Origin of the sequence: Streptomyces sp. CC53, assembly GCF_001865245.1 — a bacterium.
Taxonomy (GTDB): domain Bacteria; phylum Actinomycetota; class Actinomycetes; order Streptomycetales; family Streptomycetaceae; genus Streptomyces.
In genome coordinates this window covers 1-16533 of the sequence record NZ_MKXB01000013.1, presented here as the reverse complement: position 1 = coordinate 16533, position 16533 = coordinate 1, and the positions used below count along the sequence as shown (strand labels likewise).

Annotated in this window: 15 protein-coding genes; 8 read left to right on the top strand and 7 right to left on the bottom strand. The window is 75.5% G+C overall.

Translation table 11 applies throughout. The features are described from left to right. Positions 1-26: 26 nt before the first annotated feature. Positions 27-1298 carry an ABC transporter substrate-binding protein gene (locus BJP40_RS01060; RefSeq protein WP_071277789.1) on the bottom strand — a complete coding sequence of 424 codons (1272 nt, stop codon included), beginning with the start codon at positions 1296-1298 and terminating at the stop codon, positions 27-29. A 212-nt stretch (positions 1299-1510) separates the two neighbouring features. On the opposite strand from BJP40_RS01060, the gene BJP40_RS01055 reads away from it, so the two are divergent. From BJP40_RS01055 to BJP40_RS01045, 3 genes are all read left to right on the top strand, one after another. Beyond that, entirely contained in the window at positions 1511-1993 is a 483-nt protein-coding gene (locus tag BJP40_RS01055) for a hypothetical protein (RefSeq protein WP_079170829.1), read from the top strand. Between the two features lie 355 nt (positions 1994-2348). Then, a complete protein-coding gene (gene purU / locus BJP40_RS01050; protein WP_071268694.1) occupies positions 2349-3200 on the top strand; it encodes a formyltetrahydrofolate deformylase in 852 nt (283 codons plus the stop codon). A gap of 867 nt (positions 3201-4067) precedes the next feature. Then, on the top strand, positions 4068-4451 hold the full coding sequence (locus BJP40_RS01045; protein ID WP_071277722.1) for an SH3 domain-containing protein: 384 nt from the start codon (positions 4068-4070) through the stop codon (positions 4449-4451). A 296-nt stretch (positions 4452-4747) separates the two neighbouring features. On the opposite strand, the gene BJP40_RS01040 is transcribed toward BJP40_RS01045, so the two are convergent. Together BJP40_RS01040 and BJP40_RS01035 are read right to left on the bottom strand one after the other, a co-directional pair. Then, the gene (locus tag BJP40_RS01040) at positions 4748-5974 is read right to left on the bottom strand and encodes a zf-HC2 domain-containing protein (RefSeq protein WP_071277719.1); all 1227 of its coding nucleotides are present in this window, start codon (positions 5972-5974) and stop codon (positions 4748-4750) included. Beyond that, complete coding sequence (locus BJP40_RS01035; RefSeq protein WP_071277716.1) at positions 5971-6567, bottom strand: RNA polymerase sigma factor; 597 nt, start codon at positions 6565-6567, stop codon at positions 5971-5973. Before BJP40_RS01035 ends, BJP40_RS01040 begins: the two co-directional genes overlap by 4 nt. Before the next feature lie 193 nt (positions 6568-6760). On the opposite strand from BJP40_RS01035, the gene BJP40_RS01030 reads away from it, so the two are divergent. The 3 genes from BJP40_RS01030 to BJP40_RS01020 all read left to right on the top strand — a co-directional run bounded on the left by BJP40_RS01030 (position 6761) and on the right by BJP40_RS01020 (position 8699). Next, positions 6761-7141, top strand: a complete 381-nt coding sequence (locus BJP40_RS01030; RefSeq protein ID WP_071268690.1) for an STAS domain-containing protein — start codon at positions 6761-6763, stop codon at positions 7139-7141. A gap of 75 nt (positions 7142-7216) precedes the next feature. Then, entirely contained in the window at positions 7217-7729 is a 513-nt protein-coding gene (locus BJP40_RS01025) for an EF-hand domain-containing protein (protein ID WP_071268689.1), read from the top strand. A 496-nt stretch (positions 7730-8225) separates the two neighbouring features. After that, entirely contained in the window at positions 8226-8699 is a 474-nt protein-coding gene (locus BJP40_RS01020; RefSeq protein ID WP_071268688.1) for an ATP-binding protein, read from the top strand. Between the two features lie 354 nt (positions 8700-9053). Here BJP40_RS01020 and BJP40_RS01015 read toward each other — a convergent pair whose 3' ends face one another. The 4 genes from BJP40_RS01015 to BJP40_RS01000 form a co-directional block, all read right to left on the bottom strand. Then, the gene (locus BJP40_RS01015) at positions 9054-10763 is read right to left on the bottom strand and encodes an acetate--CoA ligase family protein (protein WP_071277713.1); all 1710 of its coding nucleotides are present in this window, start codon (positions 10761-10763) and stop codon (positions 9054-9056) included. A 153-nt stretch (positions 10764-10916) separates the two neighbouring features. Further along, positions 10917-12191 (bottom strand): NAD(P)/FAD-dependent oxidoreductase, encoded by a 1275-nt coding sequence (locus BJP40_RS01010; RefSeq protein WP_079170827.1) that lies wholly within the window; start codon positions 12189-12191, stop codon positions 10917-10919. A gap of 149 nt (positions 12192-12340) precedes the next feature. Then, positions 12341-13030, bottom strand: a complete 690-nt coding sequence (locus tag BJP40_RS01005) for a pyridoxal 5'-phosphate synthase (protein ID WP_071277710.1) — start codon at positions 13028-13030, stop codon at positions 12341-12343. 675 nt (positions 13031-13705) lie between these two features. Continuing rightward, positions 13706-14353, bottom strand: coding sequence for a TetR family transcriptional regulator (locus tag BJP40_RS01000; RefSeq protein WP_071277708.1), 648 nt, complete (start codon positions 14351-14353; stop codon positions 13706-13708). A gap of 471 nt (positions 14354-14824) precedes the next feature. Between BJP40_RS01000 and BJP40_RS00995 the strand changes: the two genes are divergently transcribed. Both BJP40_RS00995 and BJP40_RS00990 read left to right on the top strand, forming a co-directional pair. Further along, on the top strand, positions 14825-15628 hold the full coding sequence (locus BJP40_RS00995) for a VOC family protein (protein WP_071277707.1): 804 nt from the start codon (positions 14825-14827) through the stop codon (positions 15626-15628). A gap of 190 nt (positions 15629-15818) precedes the next feature. Beyond that, the coding region (locus tag BJP40_RS00990) for a serine/threonine-protein kinase (RefSeq protein ID WP_143065872.1) at positions 15819-16533 on the top strand (715 nt) is incomplete at its 3' end.

The following is a 16533-nucleotide window of genomic DNA, read 5'->3' as shown; positions in this document are numbered from 1 at the left end:
CCGGTCCGCCCGGGACCGCGAGCGGGTCAGGAGCGGGCGCCCAGCAGGGTCCGGCCGACGTCGACGAAGCCGGACTTCTGCGCCACGAGGCGGCCCTTGCGCACCACCTGGAAGGTCACCTCGGGGTTCACGATCCGCGGGTAGCCGGGGGTGCCCAGCATGTCCTCGTAGCGCCAGCGCAGGTCCGGGGTGAGGCCGCCGGTGTTCACCCGCAGGCCGCGGTCCAGGGCGAGCGCGACCCTGCCCGCGGTGACCTCGTCGTCGCCCAGGGCCTCCACGGCCTTGCGCAGCACCGTGTAGGCGATCCACGTGGTCTGGACGCCGGCGTCCGCCGGGTCGATGCGGTTGTCGCCGAAGGCGTGCTGCTGGATGACCTCCTTCATCGGGTCCCAGCGCGGGTCGCCCGCGTCGGGGTACCAGCCGGTGATGTAGGCGCCCTCGAAGGGGCCGGAGGCGCCGCCCGTACGGTCGACGAGCAGCTGGTCGACGCTGCCCAGCACGGAGGAGACCCGCACTTCCCGGCCGTCCGACGGGAGCCGCCGGAAGGAGTCGAAGAAGTGCGCCGTGCGCTCGCCGAGGGCGGCCGTGACGCAGCCGCCCTCGTCGCCGGCCCGGCTGCGGGAGCGGTGCGCGACCGCGGCGTACTCGCCGGCGTCGTCGGCGGCCGGGATGTCGATGGCCCGCTGGTGACTGCCCTGTGCGAGACCCGAGTTGAGGAGGGGCGGCAGTGCGTCGCCGGCCACGGTGTCGGGCCGGACGAGGGAGACCCGTTCGCAGGAGTCGGCGAGCTGCATGCCGTTCCCGGCGAGGAGGGCGATCTGACCGCCGTTGACGGGGTAGGAGAGGTGGCTGGTGAACTCCTCGTCGGACAGGCCGTAGCCGCCGATGTAGGGGATGTTCGCCGCCTCCAGGATGGCCATGAAGGCGCGGCCGTGCTGGCTGTACGATCCGACGACGGCCACCGCGCCTTCCTTCACCGCCTCGCGGGCGCACGCGGCGGCGCCGGCGGCGGAGTTTCCTTCGTTGCAGGTGAGCACACGCAGCTCGTGCCCGTTGATGCCGCCCTGTTCGTTGATCCAGCGGCCGTACGCCTCGGCCATGGCGGGCATGCCGGGCATGTTGGTGGCCTTGGTGCTGTCGGGGGCCCAGGTCATCACCGTGAGCGGCTCCCTGGAGCCCCCCGTGGCTCCAGGGAGTGCACCGCAGCCGGTGAGGAGGGAGGCCATGACGAGCGCGAGGGTCGCCGCGGCCGCGGACGTGACAGAGGTGGGGATACGTCGCCTGCCGGTACCGGTCATGAACACGCACACTTCCGCCTCATGGGTAACGGTGCAGTGTGCGTGGTTCAACAGGGGGTGACGCCCCGGTGAATTGCGGGATCCGGTGGCCGGGCGCGGCCCCGCACGGCGGGGACGTTACGATCGCGAAGTGCCGGACGCCGGTCGGCACGTGCGCCGATAGCTCCTCCGGGCCCGGTTCCGCAAGGACCGAGGCCACAAGGTGAACGATGATGAACTCTTCCCGTCGCGGCCGTCGCTCCTCCACCATGGGCGGCATGCCGCTCAACGACATACCGTGGTGGCGCTGGCGGGCGAACGTCCGCTCGGCGCTGCACATGCTCTCCGACACCCGCTTCCACGAGGAGTGCTGGCTGGCGGGCAGGGAAGGGTACGGGGACGTCACGGACGCCGTGTACCGGCTGGTGGAGGACACCTGGCTGGACAACTGGTCCGCCGAGAAGTACGTCGGGACGATATTCCGCGACTCGGGCGAGGCGGCCCTGGTCGACGCGGCGGTGCTGCGCGTCCTGCGGATCCTGCACCAGGTCGGCGCCGACGCCCCCGTGTCGGCGTTCCTCGACCACCCGGCCTGGCCCGAGGCCGTACGGGCGGCCCGCGAGGCGCACGTGCTGCTGGCCGCGAACGACGGGGAGGACCCGGAGGAGCCGCCGCGGACCCTGGAGGCCCTGCGGATCACGACGGGCGCGCGCTAGCCGGGCACCCGGGGCCTCCCGCCCGTCCCCGGCGGCGGCCTTCGCGCCGCGTCCCGCCATGTCCCGCCGGGGCCTCTTCCCGCCGGGCCGTCCGTGTTCCGGGCCACGGGGTCTCCCGCGCGGCGGTCCGGCTCCCCTGGGATCTCCGACCGGGGCGCGCACAGCGAAGGGGTCGGGGCGGCATCGCGGTCGCGGCCGTGACCTTCGTGGCCCCGCTCGGTCCCGCTCGGGCCTCACGCCCTCCCCGGTCCGCGGCGGCCCCCCCCGCGCGGCCCGGCTCCGCCCGGCCCCGGCCCCGGTCCCGTCCAGCGGACACGGTGCGGGCCGGCCCCGGCGAATGTGGCATCCTGCCAGGATGACCGACCAGTACGTCCTCACCCTCTCCTGCCCGGACAAGCAGGGCATCGTGCACGCCGTGTCGAGCTACCTGTTCATCACGGGATGCAACATCGAGGACAGTCAGCAGTTCGGGGACCGCGACACCGGCCTGTTCTTCATGCGGGTGCACTTCTCCGCGGAAGCACCGGTCACGGTGGACAAGCTGCGGGCCAGCTTCGCGGCGGTCGGCGACTCCTTCGCGATGGACTGGCAGATCCACCGCGCCGACGAGCGCATGCGGGTCGTGCTCATGGTGTCGAAGTTCGGTCACTGCCTCAACGACCTGCTGTTCCGCACACGGATCGGCGCGCTGCCGGTGGACGTCGTGGCGGTGGTCTCCAACCACACGGACTTCGCCGAGCTGGTGGCGTCGTACGATGTCCCGTTCCACCACATCCCGGTGACGAAGGACACGAAGCAGGAGGCCGAGGCCCAGCTGCTGGAGCTGGTCCGGTCGGAGAACGTCGAGCTGGTGGTGCTGGCCCGGTACATGCAGGTCCTGTCGGACGACCTGTGCAAGCAGCTCAGCGGCCGCATCATCAACATCCACCACTCGTTCCTGCCGAGCTTCAAGGGCGCCAAGCCCTACCACCAGGCGCATGTGCGCGGGGTGAAGCTGATCGGTGCGACGGCCCACTACGTGACGGCCGACCTCGACGAGGGGCCGATCATCGAGCAGGAGGTCGAGCGCGTCGGCCACGAGGTCACCCCCGACCAGCTCGTCGCCGTGGGACGCGACGTCGAGTGCCAGGCCCTCGCCCGCGCGGTCAAGTGGCACGCCGAGCGCCGCATCCTCCTCAACGGCACCCGCACCGTCGTCTTCGCCTGACGCGCTCCCCCCGTGAACGGGGGGAGTTTCCCACGGCGCCGCCGCCGTACCCGCACGTGCGGAGCGGTTCCTGCCGCACCACCCACGGCCCGGCACACCGGGTTTCCTACGGACTCCGCAGGCGTTCCGCGCGTCCAGGCGTCCCGGGCTCCCCAGGTGTTCCACGCCTCCGGGCGTCCCTCGGCCACGATGCGCGGCCCTTCACGGGATGGTGCGTTCGGCGTTCTGGCCCCGGTCGTGGACCGGAGCCCCGCGCCGCCCGCCGCCGGGTCCGCGGCAGCGAGGTCGCCGTCAGGCCTCCCGGGACGCCTCCGAACCGTGCGGAGGGCTGCGCCGGTGGGCGTTGACGGCGCCGCAGCCGACGGTCGACGCCTCCGAGGAGGCGCCTCGCGCACTCGGATCCGTGCGGCGTCGAGGCGCGCGCGGCGAGCGCCGGGACGGTGACGGCTGTCCGCGGGGGCACCAGGCGCGACGACGTGCTTCGCCCGGCGAGCGGTCATGCGTGAGGATCTGCGGGCGGAGCCCTGACGCGGCCGCAACGGCCGGTTCCGTTGGCCCGGCTGGATCGTTTTGTCTGGGTTCGGCCACCGGAGTCGGGGATTCCTGTGGCTGGTGTGACGTGATGCGGGTGCTTCATGGCTCATTGCCGTGCATCAGTCGTGCCGCCGGGAAGCCGCACGCGGACCCCGAAGCGTGTACGGCCCACGCAAGAGCAGGGCCGTCGGCCGCCTCCGATCCCGCCCGGCGGGCACGGGGCACGTCAAGGGGGCCCCTCCGAGGACCGGGGCAGAAAGACGCCTTACCGCCTGCCGTCCGCCCCCGCGAGGATGGCGCACGAACGTACGGACCGACGCCGAGGGGAATGTCATGCGCACCACACGCAAGGCCGCGGCCGCCGCCGCGGGAGCCGCCGCCCTGCTCGCCATGAGCGTCACCGGCGCCCAGGCGGCCGACACCCGGCAGGCTGAGCCCGCCGCCGCACCCGCACAGGTCCTGAACACCCAGGTCCATGCCTGGCTGCGGGCCAACGTCCGGGAGACACCGAACACCGGCAGCGCCATCCTCAGCTACGTGTCGCCGGGCTACACCTACAGCGCGATCTGCTGGACCTACGGCGAGAAGGTCACGCTCGAGGGATACACCAGCAGCAAGTGGGTGCTCATCGACCGGCCCTGGCCCAAGAAGAACGGCTACGTCACGGCCATCGCCCTCAGCGGGGACAGCACCGGGGGCGTACCGAACCGCTGCTGACCCGCAGCGCACACCGGCCCACCCGCCGGACCGGCCGCGGACCGCGGGCCGGGCGCCCCGGGGCCGCGGACCAGCGCACCCGGACCACCCGTGGACCGGGTGCCGACGGTCCGTGAACCGCCCGCGGCCCGCGGGCCGAACACGGCGCAGACCGGCACAGCGTCCGGACGCACGGAGCGGACCGGCAGGCCGCAGGGCGCTCCGCCACGGCAGGGAGGCGGGGCGCCCTGCCCGTTCCGGAGCCCCGCGCGGGAGCCCGGCCCGGGGGCGGGCACGTGCCCCACCCGTCGCGGGCGTCAGATGCGGCTCATGGACGCCGCCGCGTACAGCACCTCCCTGACCGCCTCCCGGTCGCCCGCCTGTCCGGCGGCCGCCTCCTCCGGCGTCACCCGCCCCGCCACGAGACGGCAGAACTCCAGCGCGTCCAGGGCCACCTGGGCGACCACGCGGTCCGGCGACCCGGTGGCCGCGGGCGAGTCCAGCGCGACGTACCAGTCACCACCGCCCGCGCCCTCGATCTCCAGGTGCAGGGACCGCCCCGGCGCCCCCGCCGCCACGAGGCCCCGCGGTGGTGCGGCGAGACCCGCACGCCGCCGCTCCGCCAGCACGCCCGGCAGGTGTTCGGCGGCCAGCGCGACCATGCCGCGCAGGTGCGCCCCCGCCGGCGGCTCGTACGGATAGTCGACGGCGTCCGCGATGTCCTCGGCGTGCATCCAGCACTCGAAGGCGCGGTCCAGGAACGCGTCCCTCAGCGGCAGCGTGAAACCGCCGTACCCGACGGGCAGTTCCGCCACGCCCCGCCCCGCGAAGGACACCGTCCGCACGAGGGTGTGAGCCTGCTCCCGCCACGGCCCCCGCACCGCCCGGGTGGGCGGGCGGCCGCCCGACCGCCAGAACGCCTCCGTCCGCTCCGCCGGACCGCACGGCTCCGAAGGCGCCTCCGGCAGCGGGTCGCCCAGGTGCAGCGCCGCGGCGACCAGGCCGTCCACCGCCAGCAGATGGCCGATGACCGCGGCCACCGAGGTGCGGCGCTGCACCTGCCGGTCGCCCTCGAACCACCGCAGCCGCACCGGCGCGTGCCACTCCGGCTCGCCGAAGTCCTGGAGCAGCGCGTCGAGACGCGCCGTCTCGGCGTCGTACGGCCCCGCCCACGCGGGCACCGGGACGCGGGCCGGGCGGCGGCCCAGGCAGTTCTCCAGCACGCTGGACCGCAGCAGCGGGTCCAGGTCCAGGCCCCGCTCGCTGTGCAGCAGCGCCACCGCGTCGCGCAGCCGCAGGGCCTCGTCGGCGCAGGGCGCGCACTCCGTCAGGTGGGCCTCCACCGCAGCCGTCTCCTCGGCGGAGCACGCCGCCAGCGCCCACGCCCCGAGGAGGGACCTGAGGACGCCGTGGGGAAGCTCCACCGCCGGCTCCGGGGCCGGGTGGTCGTCGGCCGGCTGCCGGGGCGGCGGCACCCGGGCCGTGCCGTCGACCGGCCCGCCGCGCTCCTCCGCGGGGCCGTCCCCGCCCGTCGGCCCGCTCACAGCGACCGCCCCGCACCGCCCGGCGGCGGGGGCCCGTCCAAGGGTCGGGTGTGTGCCGTGGCCAGCAGCTGGAGGCCGAGGCGCAGCCGGCGCCGCGCCTCGTCCTCGGTCACGCCGAGGTCCGCCGCCGTCTGCCGGTAGTCGCGGCGCTGGAAATAGGCCAGTTCCAGTGCCCTGCGCAGCGGTGCCGGCATGGACGTGACGATGTAGTCGGCGCGCGCCGCCACCGCCGCCCGCCGCACCCGCTGCTCCAGGCGCTCCGTCTCCTCCGCGGACGCGTCGCCCCGCTCGGCGAGTTCCCGGGCGCCGCTCTGCCGGAGCCGGTACACGGCCTGCCGGCGGGTGATGCGGGCGATCCAGGAGCGCAGGGACCCCTCCTGGCGTGGGTCGAACGCGTCGGGGTTCTCCCACACGTACCCGAACACCTCGCGGGTGACCTGGTCGGCCGCCTCCTGGTCTTCCAGCACCCGGTGGGCGGTGTGGTGGACGAGCGAGGCGTACCGGTCGTAGAGCTCGCCCAGCGCGGCCGCCTCGCCCCGCGCCAGCCGCTGCTGCATCCGGCGGTCCCAGCGCGGCGGTGTGTCCTTCCCCATCCTCCGAATGTAGAGGGCGCGCACCGCGGTGCACGAGGCTTTGCGGAAGAGCCGCGGCCCGGCGGTCCGCCGGGGGCGGGTAAGCGGCCACCTTGCGCCCGGGGCGTTTCGGTCGGGCAGGATGGGGCAGCGGGGACGGGAAGAGCGGCCTGGCGGAGGCCCGGCACGTGCGGGCGGAAAGGTGCGGCACTTGATGCTGAGCGTGGAGCGGGCCGAGCACGGGGACTGGGCGGTCCTGCACATCTCCGGAGAACTGGACCTGGTCTCCTCGGCCGTGGTGCGGCGCCGGGTGCACGACGTGGTGGCCGACGGGTGCCACCACCTCGTCCTGGACCTGTCCGGGGTGCGCTTCTGCGACTCCAGCGGTGTCGGGGTGCTCATCGCCGCCCGGCGGCTGCTGCACTCCTGCCGGGGCGCGCTGCGGCTGATACTCCCGGCGCGCGGCGCCGTGGAAGGCTCGCACGTCAACCGGGTGCTCGCGGCGCTCGGCGTGCGCCGGCTGTTCGACGTCCACCCCGACGTGCCGGCGGCCACCGGCGGCGTCGCGGACGGGCCGGGCACCCTCACCGCCTGACGCCGCGGAGCGTGCACCGGCCGTGCGCCTCCCTGCGCCTCCCGAACCCCTGTACTCCCGTCGTACGCTCCCGGCATGGACGACGCAGAGGAGCTGTACCAGCGCCGGATCGCCTCCCGGTTCGCCGCGCTGGACCAGGAGGGCAGCGGGTACATCTCGCGCGAGGACTTCACGACGGCGGCCGGCCGCCTGCTCGCCGAGTTCGGCGTGCCGCACCGCTCCGACCGGGGACAGGCGCTCGCGTACGGCGCGGAGGCGTTCTGGCAGGGCCTCGCGGGCATCGCCGACGTGGACGGGGACCAGCGGGTCAGCCACGAGGAGTTCGCGCACGGCGCGGTGAAGCGGCTGCACGACAACCCGGACCGGTTCGCGGAGATCGCCCGGCCCTTCGTGCGGGCCGTGCTCGCCCTGACGGACGACGGCGGCGGGGGGACCGGTACGGCCGGCCTGGAGCGGGCCCTGCGCGTGCTCGGCGTGCCCGGCGGCACCGCGGCGCAGGCCGCCGCGTCCCTCGACGCACGGGCGGACGGGCGGGTGGCAGAGGAGGACGCGGTCGCGGCGCTGGCGCGGTACTTCATGCTGCCGTGACGCCCCTGCCGGGCGGGCGCGGGGGACGCCCGGGCGGAACCAGGAGCGCCCCCGCGGCCCCACCGCCGCGCGACGGAACGGGAACGGCGGGTGGGGCGGAGGAGACGGACGGCAGGGCGGTCGGTGCGCGGGCGGCGGGACCGGCGGCAGCGTCGGTGACGGGCCCGGCGGCGGGCGCCGGCCCGGGTTCGGTGACGGGCGGTGACCGTCAGGGCCGTCGTGCCCGCGGTCGGCCCGTGCCCGTCGCGCGCCGGAGCGGACCGCCCGGCTCCGGTGCCCTCCGTGGCGACCGCGCGGCGGTGGGGCACTGGGGTGCGGCACGCCCTCGCGTTCGACTGCCCGGCGTGAGCGTCGCACAGTATGCACTACCCGTACTCCTTCGCGCGGGAATATGCCTGAAGCGCTTGTTGCGGTGACTGTACGTCAACCATGCTGTCCCGCAACGAAGACTGTGAGGCGCGAGGCGATGTGTCCGCCGGTTCGGATGGTGTGAGCGGTGCAGGTGCTTCAGGTGCAGATCAAGATCGGACCCGATCCCGCCGACGTGGGCCGAGCCCGTAGATGGACGAGGTCCCGGCTCGCCGGATCGGGCATAGCGGCCGACGAGCCGCTGGCGGAGACGCTGGTGCTGCTGGTCTCCGAGCTGGTGACCAACGCCGTGGTGCACACGGGCTGTCCGGCCGTGCTGCGGCTGCTGTTCGGGCCGGGCGGCGCCGGGGCGGGCATCGTCCGCGTCGAGGTCGCCGACGGCAGCGCGGTGCCGCCGCAGCAGCGGCACGCGGACGGCGGCGACACCCACGGCCGTGGACTGGAGCTCGTCGACGGGCTCGCGGACCGGTGGGGCTGGCAGCCGGAAGGGGCGGGCAAGCGCATCTGGTGCGAGCTGGACAGGAACGCGCCGGTGTTCCCGCCCGTCGTCCGTGAGCCCGGTGCCTACAGGCCGCCGCGCGCCGTCACGAATACCGCGTAACGGTTGTTTCGGCGCATACCTGTTGACGAGCCGTCGCGGTCTGATCACCCTGGGATCAGCGATTCGTGGCGAGGGGACGCCGAGAGCTTGACGCTCGGCGAGTACGGGTCGTGACACGGTGGCAGTCTCCGTACGGGGGCACCGGCGGGACTGCGCGCCGTGGCGGGTGGCGGCCGCCGTGCCGTGCTCGGGGCGCGCACGAGCGGGCCGCCACCCCCAGGCACAGGCACCGGCACCCCGGTGGCGCGGCGCCCCCGGGCACCGGGGCCCGGTGGAGCGCCGGCGGTGCATCCCCCGGCGCACGCTGCCCCCCGGCGGCCGGAGCCGAGCCCCGCGGGGCGGGCACCGCCCGCATCACGGGGCGGGCGCGCGCCCCGGCCCCGGGGGCGTGGCGAAGACGGCGACGGCGTCCAGGGCCACCGCCCCCCGCCCGCGCTCCCCGACCACCAGGGGATCGACGCGCAGCTCCACGAGGTCGTCGCCGAGCTCCAGGGCCAGGCGCTGGATCCGCAGCAGCACCTCCACCAGCGCGTCGACGTCCCCCAGCAGCGCCCGGCAGGGCAGCGCGTCGACCAGGGCGCGCGCCGCCGCCTCACCGAACGGCGGGACGCGCACCACCGCCCCGCCCAGGGCGGCCAGCCGCCCGCCCGGTGCGACGGAGACGACCGGGCCGAACCGCTCGTCGTGCCGCACCGAGGCGGTGAGCTCGACGCCCCGCGCGACGAGTTGGGCGACCAGGACGCCGTCGAGGGCGACCCCCTCGCGGCGGGCCGCCGCCGCGATCTCCCGGTACGCCTCGCGCACCTGCCCCGCGGACGTCACCCCGACCCGCAGCAGGCCGCGCTCGGCCCGCTGGGCGAGGCGGGGGGCGGACGCCTTCAGCACCACCGGGTAGCCGACCTGGCCCGCCGCCCGCACCGCCGCCGCGGCACTCGTCACCAACTGCTCGCGCGGCACGCGGACCCCGTACGTCCGCAGGATCTGCTTGGCGGCGTGCTCACTGAGCCGCCGGTCGTGCGGGGCCGCCGACTCCAGCAGCAGGCGGGCCTTGCGCAGGGAGGGCGACGGCGTCCGCGGAGCCTCGTCGAAGGGGGAGCGGTAGGGGGCGGTGAAGCGCCGGTGGGCCAGGTACGCCCCGACGGCCGCGACACAGTTCCCGTACGTGCGGAAGGTGACCGCGCGGGACGACCCGAGGAGCGTGTCGCGGTAGGCCGGTTCGGTGCCCGGAGGGGAGCCCCAGACCACGCACACCGGCCTGTCGGCGCGCTCCGCGGCGGCGACGAGGTCCCGGGCGAGGATGTCGGTCGCGGGCGGGTCGGCCGACGGGACCGGGCAGACGGCCACCGCGACGGCGGGGTCGGCCAGAGCCGCGTCGAGGTCCTGGAGGACGGGGTGCAGCCCGGCGGCCGCCGCCAGTCCCGCGAGGTGCCGCCCGGCCCGCGTCGGCAGCACGGCGACACGGTCGCCCCCGGCGGGTCCGCCGGTCTGCCGGGGGGCCCGGGCGAACAGGGTCGCGGTGTCGAGGAGCCGGTCGGGCGCGTCGACCAGGACGGCGCCCACCTGCCGCAGCGCGGCCTCCATGACGGGGTCGGCGCCGTCGCCGGCCGCGGTGAGGGCGACGACGGGCACACCGCGGCGGGCCGCGTGGTCGAGGGCGAGCAGCAGCCCCCGCCCCTCCCGGACACCCTCCAGGTGCAGGGCGACCACCCCGACGTCGGCCCGCTCCGCGAAGTACGCGACGAAGTCGCCGACCGTGCCGTCCGGTCCGACCGTGACCCGGTCGGCGACCCGCACGCCCAGCTCCTGCACGGAGCCCGCCGCGGCGGTCAGCTCGGCGCACCGCGAGACGATCGCGACACCGGGCCCGTCCAGGTCGCGCCGGGGCGTCCCGAAGACGCCCACGCCGGGGCGGGCGAGCCCCTGCGGGTCGGGTGCCGGGACGCTCAGCGGGCGCCCGCCGACGTCCCGTTCGCCGCTGCCGCCGGCCGCGGCGTCCCGTCCGCGAAGGGCGCTCGCGCGCCCCCGGGGACCGGTGGTGAAGGTGCCGTGCGTCGATCCCAGCATCGCTCCGCACTCCCGCCCGCGCATCCCGCTCCGACAGGTCACTGACGTAACGCCAGTCCGTTCGCACGGAACTGATACCCCGTCAGTAACAACGCATGCCTGGCGCGCCCGCGGCGACCACCCGGTCCCCGCGCGGGAGCGGGCCCGGCGGGTTCAGCGGGGCAGGCTCACCGGGGGCATCGACGCGGGCCGCGGGCCCCGAGGGGCGGGTGCGTCGGCCGCGGGGGCCGCGCGCGGCGCGGGAACCGGCGCGACCGCGGCGAGCTTCTTGGCGATCTTCCGCGCATCCAGGGCGAGTTCGCGCAGCGCACCGCCGGCGGGGCGGGTGAAGCCGGTGAAGTACAGGTGCGGGGCGCCGGGAGCGGTCCTGGAGCCGTGCACGAGGGGGCGGCCGGTGGGGTCGAGGACACCGAGGTGGCCGACCAGCGGGTCCAGCGCGGGGCGGTACCCGGTCGCGGCGATCACCGTGTCCGGCCGCAGCCGGGTCCCGTCGGACAGGACGGCCTCGCCGTCGCCGGTGAAGGACTCCAGCGCCGCCACCGGCTCGACCAGCCCCTGGCGCACCGCCTCCACCAGACCCGTGTCGTGCACCGGCAGTGCCCCGTCGCGGCGGACCCGCGTGCACGGCCCGGTCGTCGCCCGCGGCAGCCCGTACGGCCCGAGGTCGGGCACCGTCGCCCGCTCCAGCAGCCGCAGCAGCGGATCGGCGGGCCACGCGGGCATCCGCCGCACCAGGACGCCGGTGGCCTGCGCGGGCCAGCCCGCCACCGAGCGGCGCACGATGTGGGGCGCCGTGCGGACGGCCAGCCGCACCCGGGCCGCGCCGCCCCCGGCCAGCTCCACGGCGATCTCCGCGCCGCTGTTGCCCGCGCCGACCACCAGCACGTCCTTGCCGCGGTAAGGGGCCGGGTTGCGGTACGCCGCCGCGTGCAGCAGCTCGCCCGGCCAGTCGCCGCGGCCCGGCCAGTCGGGCAGCAGCGGCGCGCTGTCGCCGCCCGTGGCGACGACCACGGCCCGGCAGGTTAGGCGGCGTCCGCCGGTGGCGTGCAGCACCCACGAACCGGGGCTGCCCCCGTCGGCGCCGACGCGCTCCAGGCGGGAGACCTCCACGCCGTGCACGACCTCCAGGTCGTGCACCTGTGCGTACCGCTCCAGGTACCGCACCAGGTCGTCGCGCGCCACCCAGCGGCCGAACGAGCGGGGCATCGGCAGGCCGGGCAGCGAGGACATCCGGCGCGTGGTGTGCAGCCGCAGCCCGTCGTGGTGGCGGCGCCAGGACTCCCCGAGCCGCCGGGCCCGCTCCAGGACCACGGCCCGCACGCCCCGCCGGCGCAGCGCGGCGGCGACGGCGAGCCCCCCGGGACCGCCGCCGACGACGTACACGGGCGGCCCGAGGAGCGGGCTGGGACGGTCGGTTGCTGGAGCCATGGACGCTGAGCGTAACGGCCCCGGGGATTGTTGGGTCCCGGTCAAGTAGGGAATCGGTTGCAAAAGGATCACGAAACCGGCTCGGCGGGTGCGCCGGGCCGCCGGAGGCGCGCGGGAGGGCGCACCGCACCCCGCCCGCGCCCTGCCGGCTACGGCCAGAGCAACTCGGTGGCCCAGCCCCCGGCCCCGTTCCGGGAGTAGCGCAGCCGGACGTGGCGGCGTCGGGCGTCACCCTGGAAGAACTCCACCTCGTACGGCTCGACGCGGTACCGCGTCCACGTCGGGGCGTGCGCGTCGGGCTCGGCGCGCGCCCGCTCCCAGGCCGCCTCGCTCGCCTCGGCGAGGACCGCGGGCGAGGGCAGCGGTTCGCTCTGCCGGCCCACCAGTGCCGCGGCGAGCGCGCCCGTGGACCGCACGTGGAGGTCCTCGTACGCCTCTTGGGGGGTGCCCGTCGAGACGTGCCCGCGGACCCGGACCTGGCGGCCCTGGACCGGCCAGTAGAAGCCGAGCGCGGCCTGCGGGCGGGCGGCGAGCTGGCGGCCCTTGGCGCTGGTGGAGTGCGAGGCGAAGTGCCAGCCGTGCTCGTCGGCCCCGTGCAGGACGACCGTGCGCACGTCGGGGCGGCCCTCCGGGTCCACGGTCGCCAGGTGCACGGCGTGCGGCTCGGCCTGCCCCGCGCGGGCGGCCTCCACGAACCACGCGCGGAAGAGCGGCAGGGGTGCGGCCGGGGCGTCCGCGGGGTCGAACGACGGCAGGGGGCTGTCCCACACGGTCAGGGAGCGCAGCGTCGCCTCGAACACGTCGGGCGCCGGGGCGGCGGAGTCAGCGATGTCGGCCATGAGAGCCATCATCCGCCCGGACCGCCCGCACCCGGCGCCGGGGTGCACCGCCGGGGACGCCGCAGGGGGCGCGGGGCGTACGGGTGCACGGTGTGCGGACCGGGAGGCTCCGCAGGGCCGAAGGCGCGCGGGCGCGGCTAGTGCCCCGCGGGCCCGGTGCGACGGGCGACGGGCGGGTCGGCCGGAGGCGGTTCGCGGGGGACGGGCGCTCGGCGTGCGGTCCGGGGAGGCGCGCGGCTCACGGGCTTCGGACGCCCGGGGCTCGCCGCCCACGGGCGCCGGCCTCGCGGGGGCGTGCCTCGGAGCGGCGGAGACGGCCGCTCAGGCGCCGGAGCGGTGCACGATCGGCGTGCGGGAGGGGCGTACGGGTCGGCGGTGCGGAACGCGGCCGCCCAGCAAGGGGCCGTGCGGCGTCGGCGACGCGGATCGTGGCCGTGCGGGTCGTGTGCGGGCCGGGCGGGCGCGCCCGGTGTGCGGCCGGGAGCCTGCGGACCGGCGGGGCGGAACGCGGCGGTGCGGCGGGAAGCGTACGGGCCGGCAGTGCGGAACCCGTCCGTGCGGGGGAGGTCGTGCGGGGCGGCGGTGCGGGACCCCGTGGGCCCGGCAGGGGGCGTGGGGCTGCCGCCAGGGACGCGCGGGGGAGAGGAGGCGGGCGCGAGGCGCCGGCGCGTCGGGCTACTTCGCGGGCTTCTTGCCCGTGATGCCCAGGTGGACCAGCATCGTGAGGTGGGGCCGGAGTTCGGCCTGCTTGACGCCCCACGTCTGGAAGCCCTTCTGGTGCGAGGCGCACGCGGCCAGCATCATGACCATCGCGCCCGCGACCGCCGCCGGGTTCACGTCCTTGTCGACGCGGTTCTTGGACTGGAGTTCCTTCACCGCGTCCGTCAGGGAGTTGGTGACGGAGTTCAGGATCTTCATGCGGATCTTGTAGAACCGCTTGTCGCCTTCCGCGGCACCGAGATCCACCACACGCAGGATCGCGTCGTTGCGGCGCCAGAAGTCCAGGAACGCGTCGACGAGGTCCTCCGCCGTCTGCCGCCCGGCCTTTCCGGCCCACGAGCGGCCGGCGACCACATCGGTCAATCCCGTTCCCTCCTGCGCCATTTCCTCCGCGATTTCGAGGACGGCGCCTTCGACGTCCGGGAAATACTGGTAGAAGGTCGCAGGTGACGTGCCCGCCTTACGGGCCACGTCGATGACTTTGACGTCCCGGTACGGCGAGGAGCTGAGCATCTCGCTGAGGCAGTCGAGCAGCTTCTGCCGCGTCGCCTGGCCGCGTCGACCGGCCACGCGGCCGTCGACGGTGCGTACTTGTCCTGTCATGCCGTCAGCTTACCGACGGGGGATCGGGGCGCGATTCGGCCGACTGCAAATGGGGTGCGCTCTTCTCCCCGGCCCTTCACCCGCCCCTCCGCGTACATGCGCCGCCACGTTCCGGAGCGGTTCCGGGCACCTCTGCCCGTGCCGACGGCTCCCCGTGCGTGAGTGATCAGGGAAAGGGCGGAAGCCGCGACCGTCGACGCTGCAGAAGCCGCCCGATGCCACCGAAGTCGGCAGAGTCGGAAACGGTCGGACCCCGAACCGTGCCGCCAATAGGATGATTAACAGCCTGTGGAAAACCTGGGCGGATACCCCCGCGCGGGCGCGGCCCCACCCCGCCCGCCCCGGGAATTCCCGGCAACGGCGGAGCAAAAGGGTGCATATCCTGCTCCGGATGCCGCCCCCCTTTCTCCTGCGCCCCTCCCGCCCCCGCATTAGCGTGACGACGAGGCGACCGCAGGAAGGACCACGTCCATGGCCGCGACGACGGACGCGAAGGCGGAGGGCACCCCGTGCTGGGCGGACGTGCTGCTCCCCGACCTCGAAGCCGGCAAACGCTTCTACGGCGAGCTGTTCGGCTGGACCTTCGCCGACAGCTCCGAGACCTACGGGCCCTACGCCACGGCATTCGGCGAGGGATTGCTCGTCGCGGGGCTCGTGCCCAAGGGCGACGGCCGCATGCCCACCGCGTGGGGCGTCTACTTCGCCGCCGCCGACGTCGTGGCCCTCACCGCCCGGATCGAGGACGCGGGCGGGCGGGTCATCTCGGGTCCCACACGGGTCGGCTCCGCCGGGATCACGGCGCTCGTCGCCGATCCGGGGGGCGCCGTGTTCGGTCTGTGGCAGGCGCGGGACCGCGCCGGCTTCGAGCGGCAGGGCCGCCCCGGCTCCTTCGCCTGGGCCGAGGTGTACACACGCGCGGCCGACAAAGAAGCCGTCGACGCCTTCTACGAGACGGTCTTCGGCTACCGTGCTCGCGACCTGGACGACCCCTCCGTGGACTACCGCGTGTGGTCGCCCCGCACCGCGAAGGAGCCGAGCGACGAGACCGCGATCGGCGGGCGCAGCGTCATCGGCCCGGCCTTCCCCGCCGAGATGCCCGCGCACTTCCTCGTGTACTTCGCCGTCGAGGACTGCGACGCCACCGCCGCCCACGCCGTGCGGCTGGGCGGGCGCGTCACCGAGGAGCCGTTCGACACGCCGTACGGGCGGATCGCGGTGCTCGCCGACAACCAGGGCGCCGTCTTCGCGGTCCTCGCCGAGCCGAAGGCGGCCTGACGGAGGGCCGCCTTCGGCCGCAGCCGCCGGCCCGGGCGCCGCTCGGGCCCCGCCCGCCCCTCACATGCGTGTCCGGATCGGGGTGAGACACCCCGATCCGCCCCCGGGTTCGCCACGGCCGCCTCGGACAGGAAGAATCAGGGGGCACAGGGTCGTACCCTCATGGCCCTGACGGGGAGGTGGCAGGCAAGTGGAGCAGCTCACGCAGCACGACCCGAGACGGATCGGTCCGTTCGAGGTGCTGGGTCGGCTCGGCGCCGGAGGCATGGGCCTGGTCTATCTGGCGCGGTCGGCGTCCGGCCGGCGTGTGGCGATCAAGACGGTCCGGACGGAGCTCGCCGAGGACCAGCTGTTCCGCGTCCGCTTCACGCGCGAGGTCGAGGCCGCACGCAAGGTGTCCGGCTTCTACACGGCGGCGGTCGTGGACGCGGACCCGCGTGCCGCCGTGCCGTGGCTGGCCACCGCGTACGTCCCCGCTCCCTCCCTGGAGGAGATAGTGAACGAGTGCGGGCCGCTGCCCGCGCCCGCCGTGCGCTGGCTGGCCGCCGGCATCGCCGAGGCCCTCCAGTCCATCCACGGCGCCCAGCTCGTGCACCGCGACCTCAAGCCGTCGAACGTCCTCGTCGTGGAGGACGGCCCCCGCGTCATCGACTTCGGCATCGCCTCCGGTGTCTCGAACACCCGGCTCACCATGACCAACGTCGCCGTGGGCACGCCCGCCTACATGTCGCCCGAACAGGCGCGGGACTCGCGCAGCGTCACCGGCGCCAGCGACGTGTTCTCGCTCGGCTCCACCCTCGTCTTCGCCGCCACCGGCCACGCCCCGTACCACGGTGCCAATCCGGTGGAGACGGTCTTCATGCTGCTGCGCGAGGGCCCCGACCTGGAGGGGCTGCCCGAGGAGC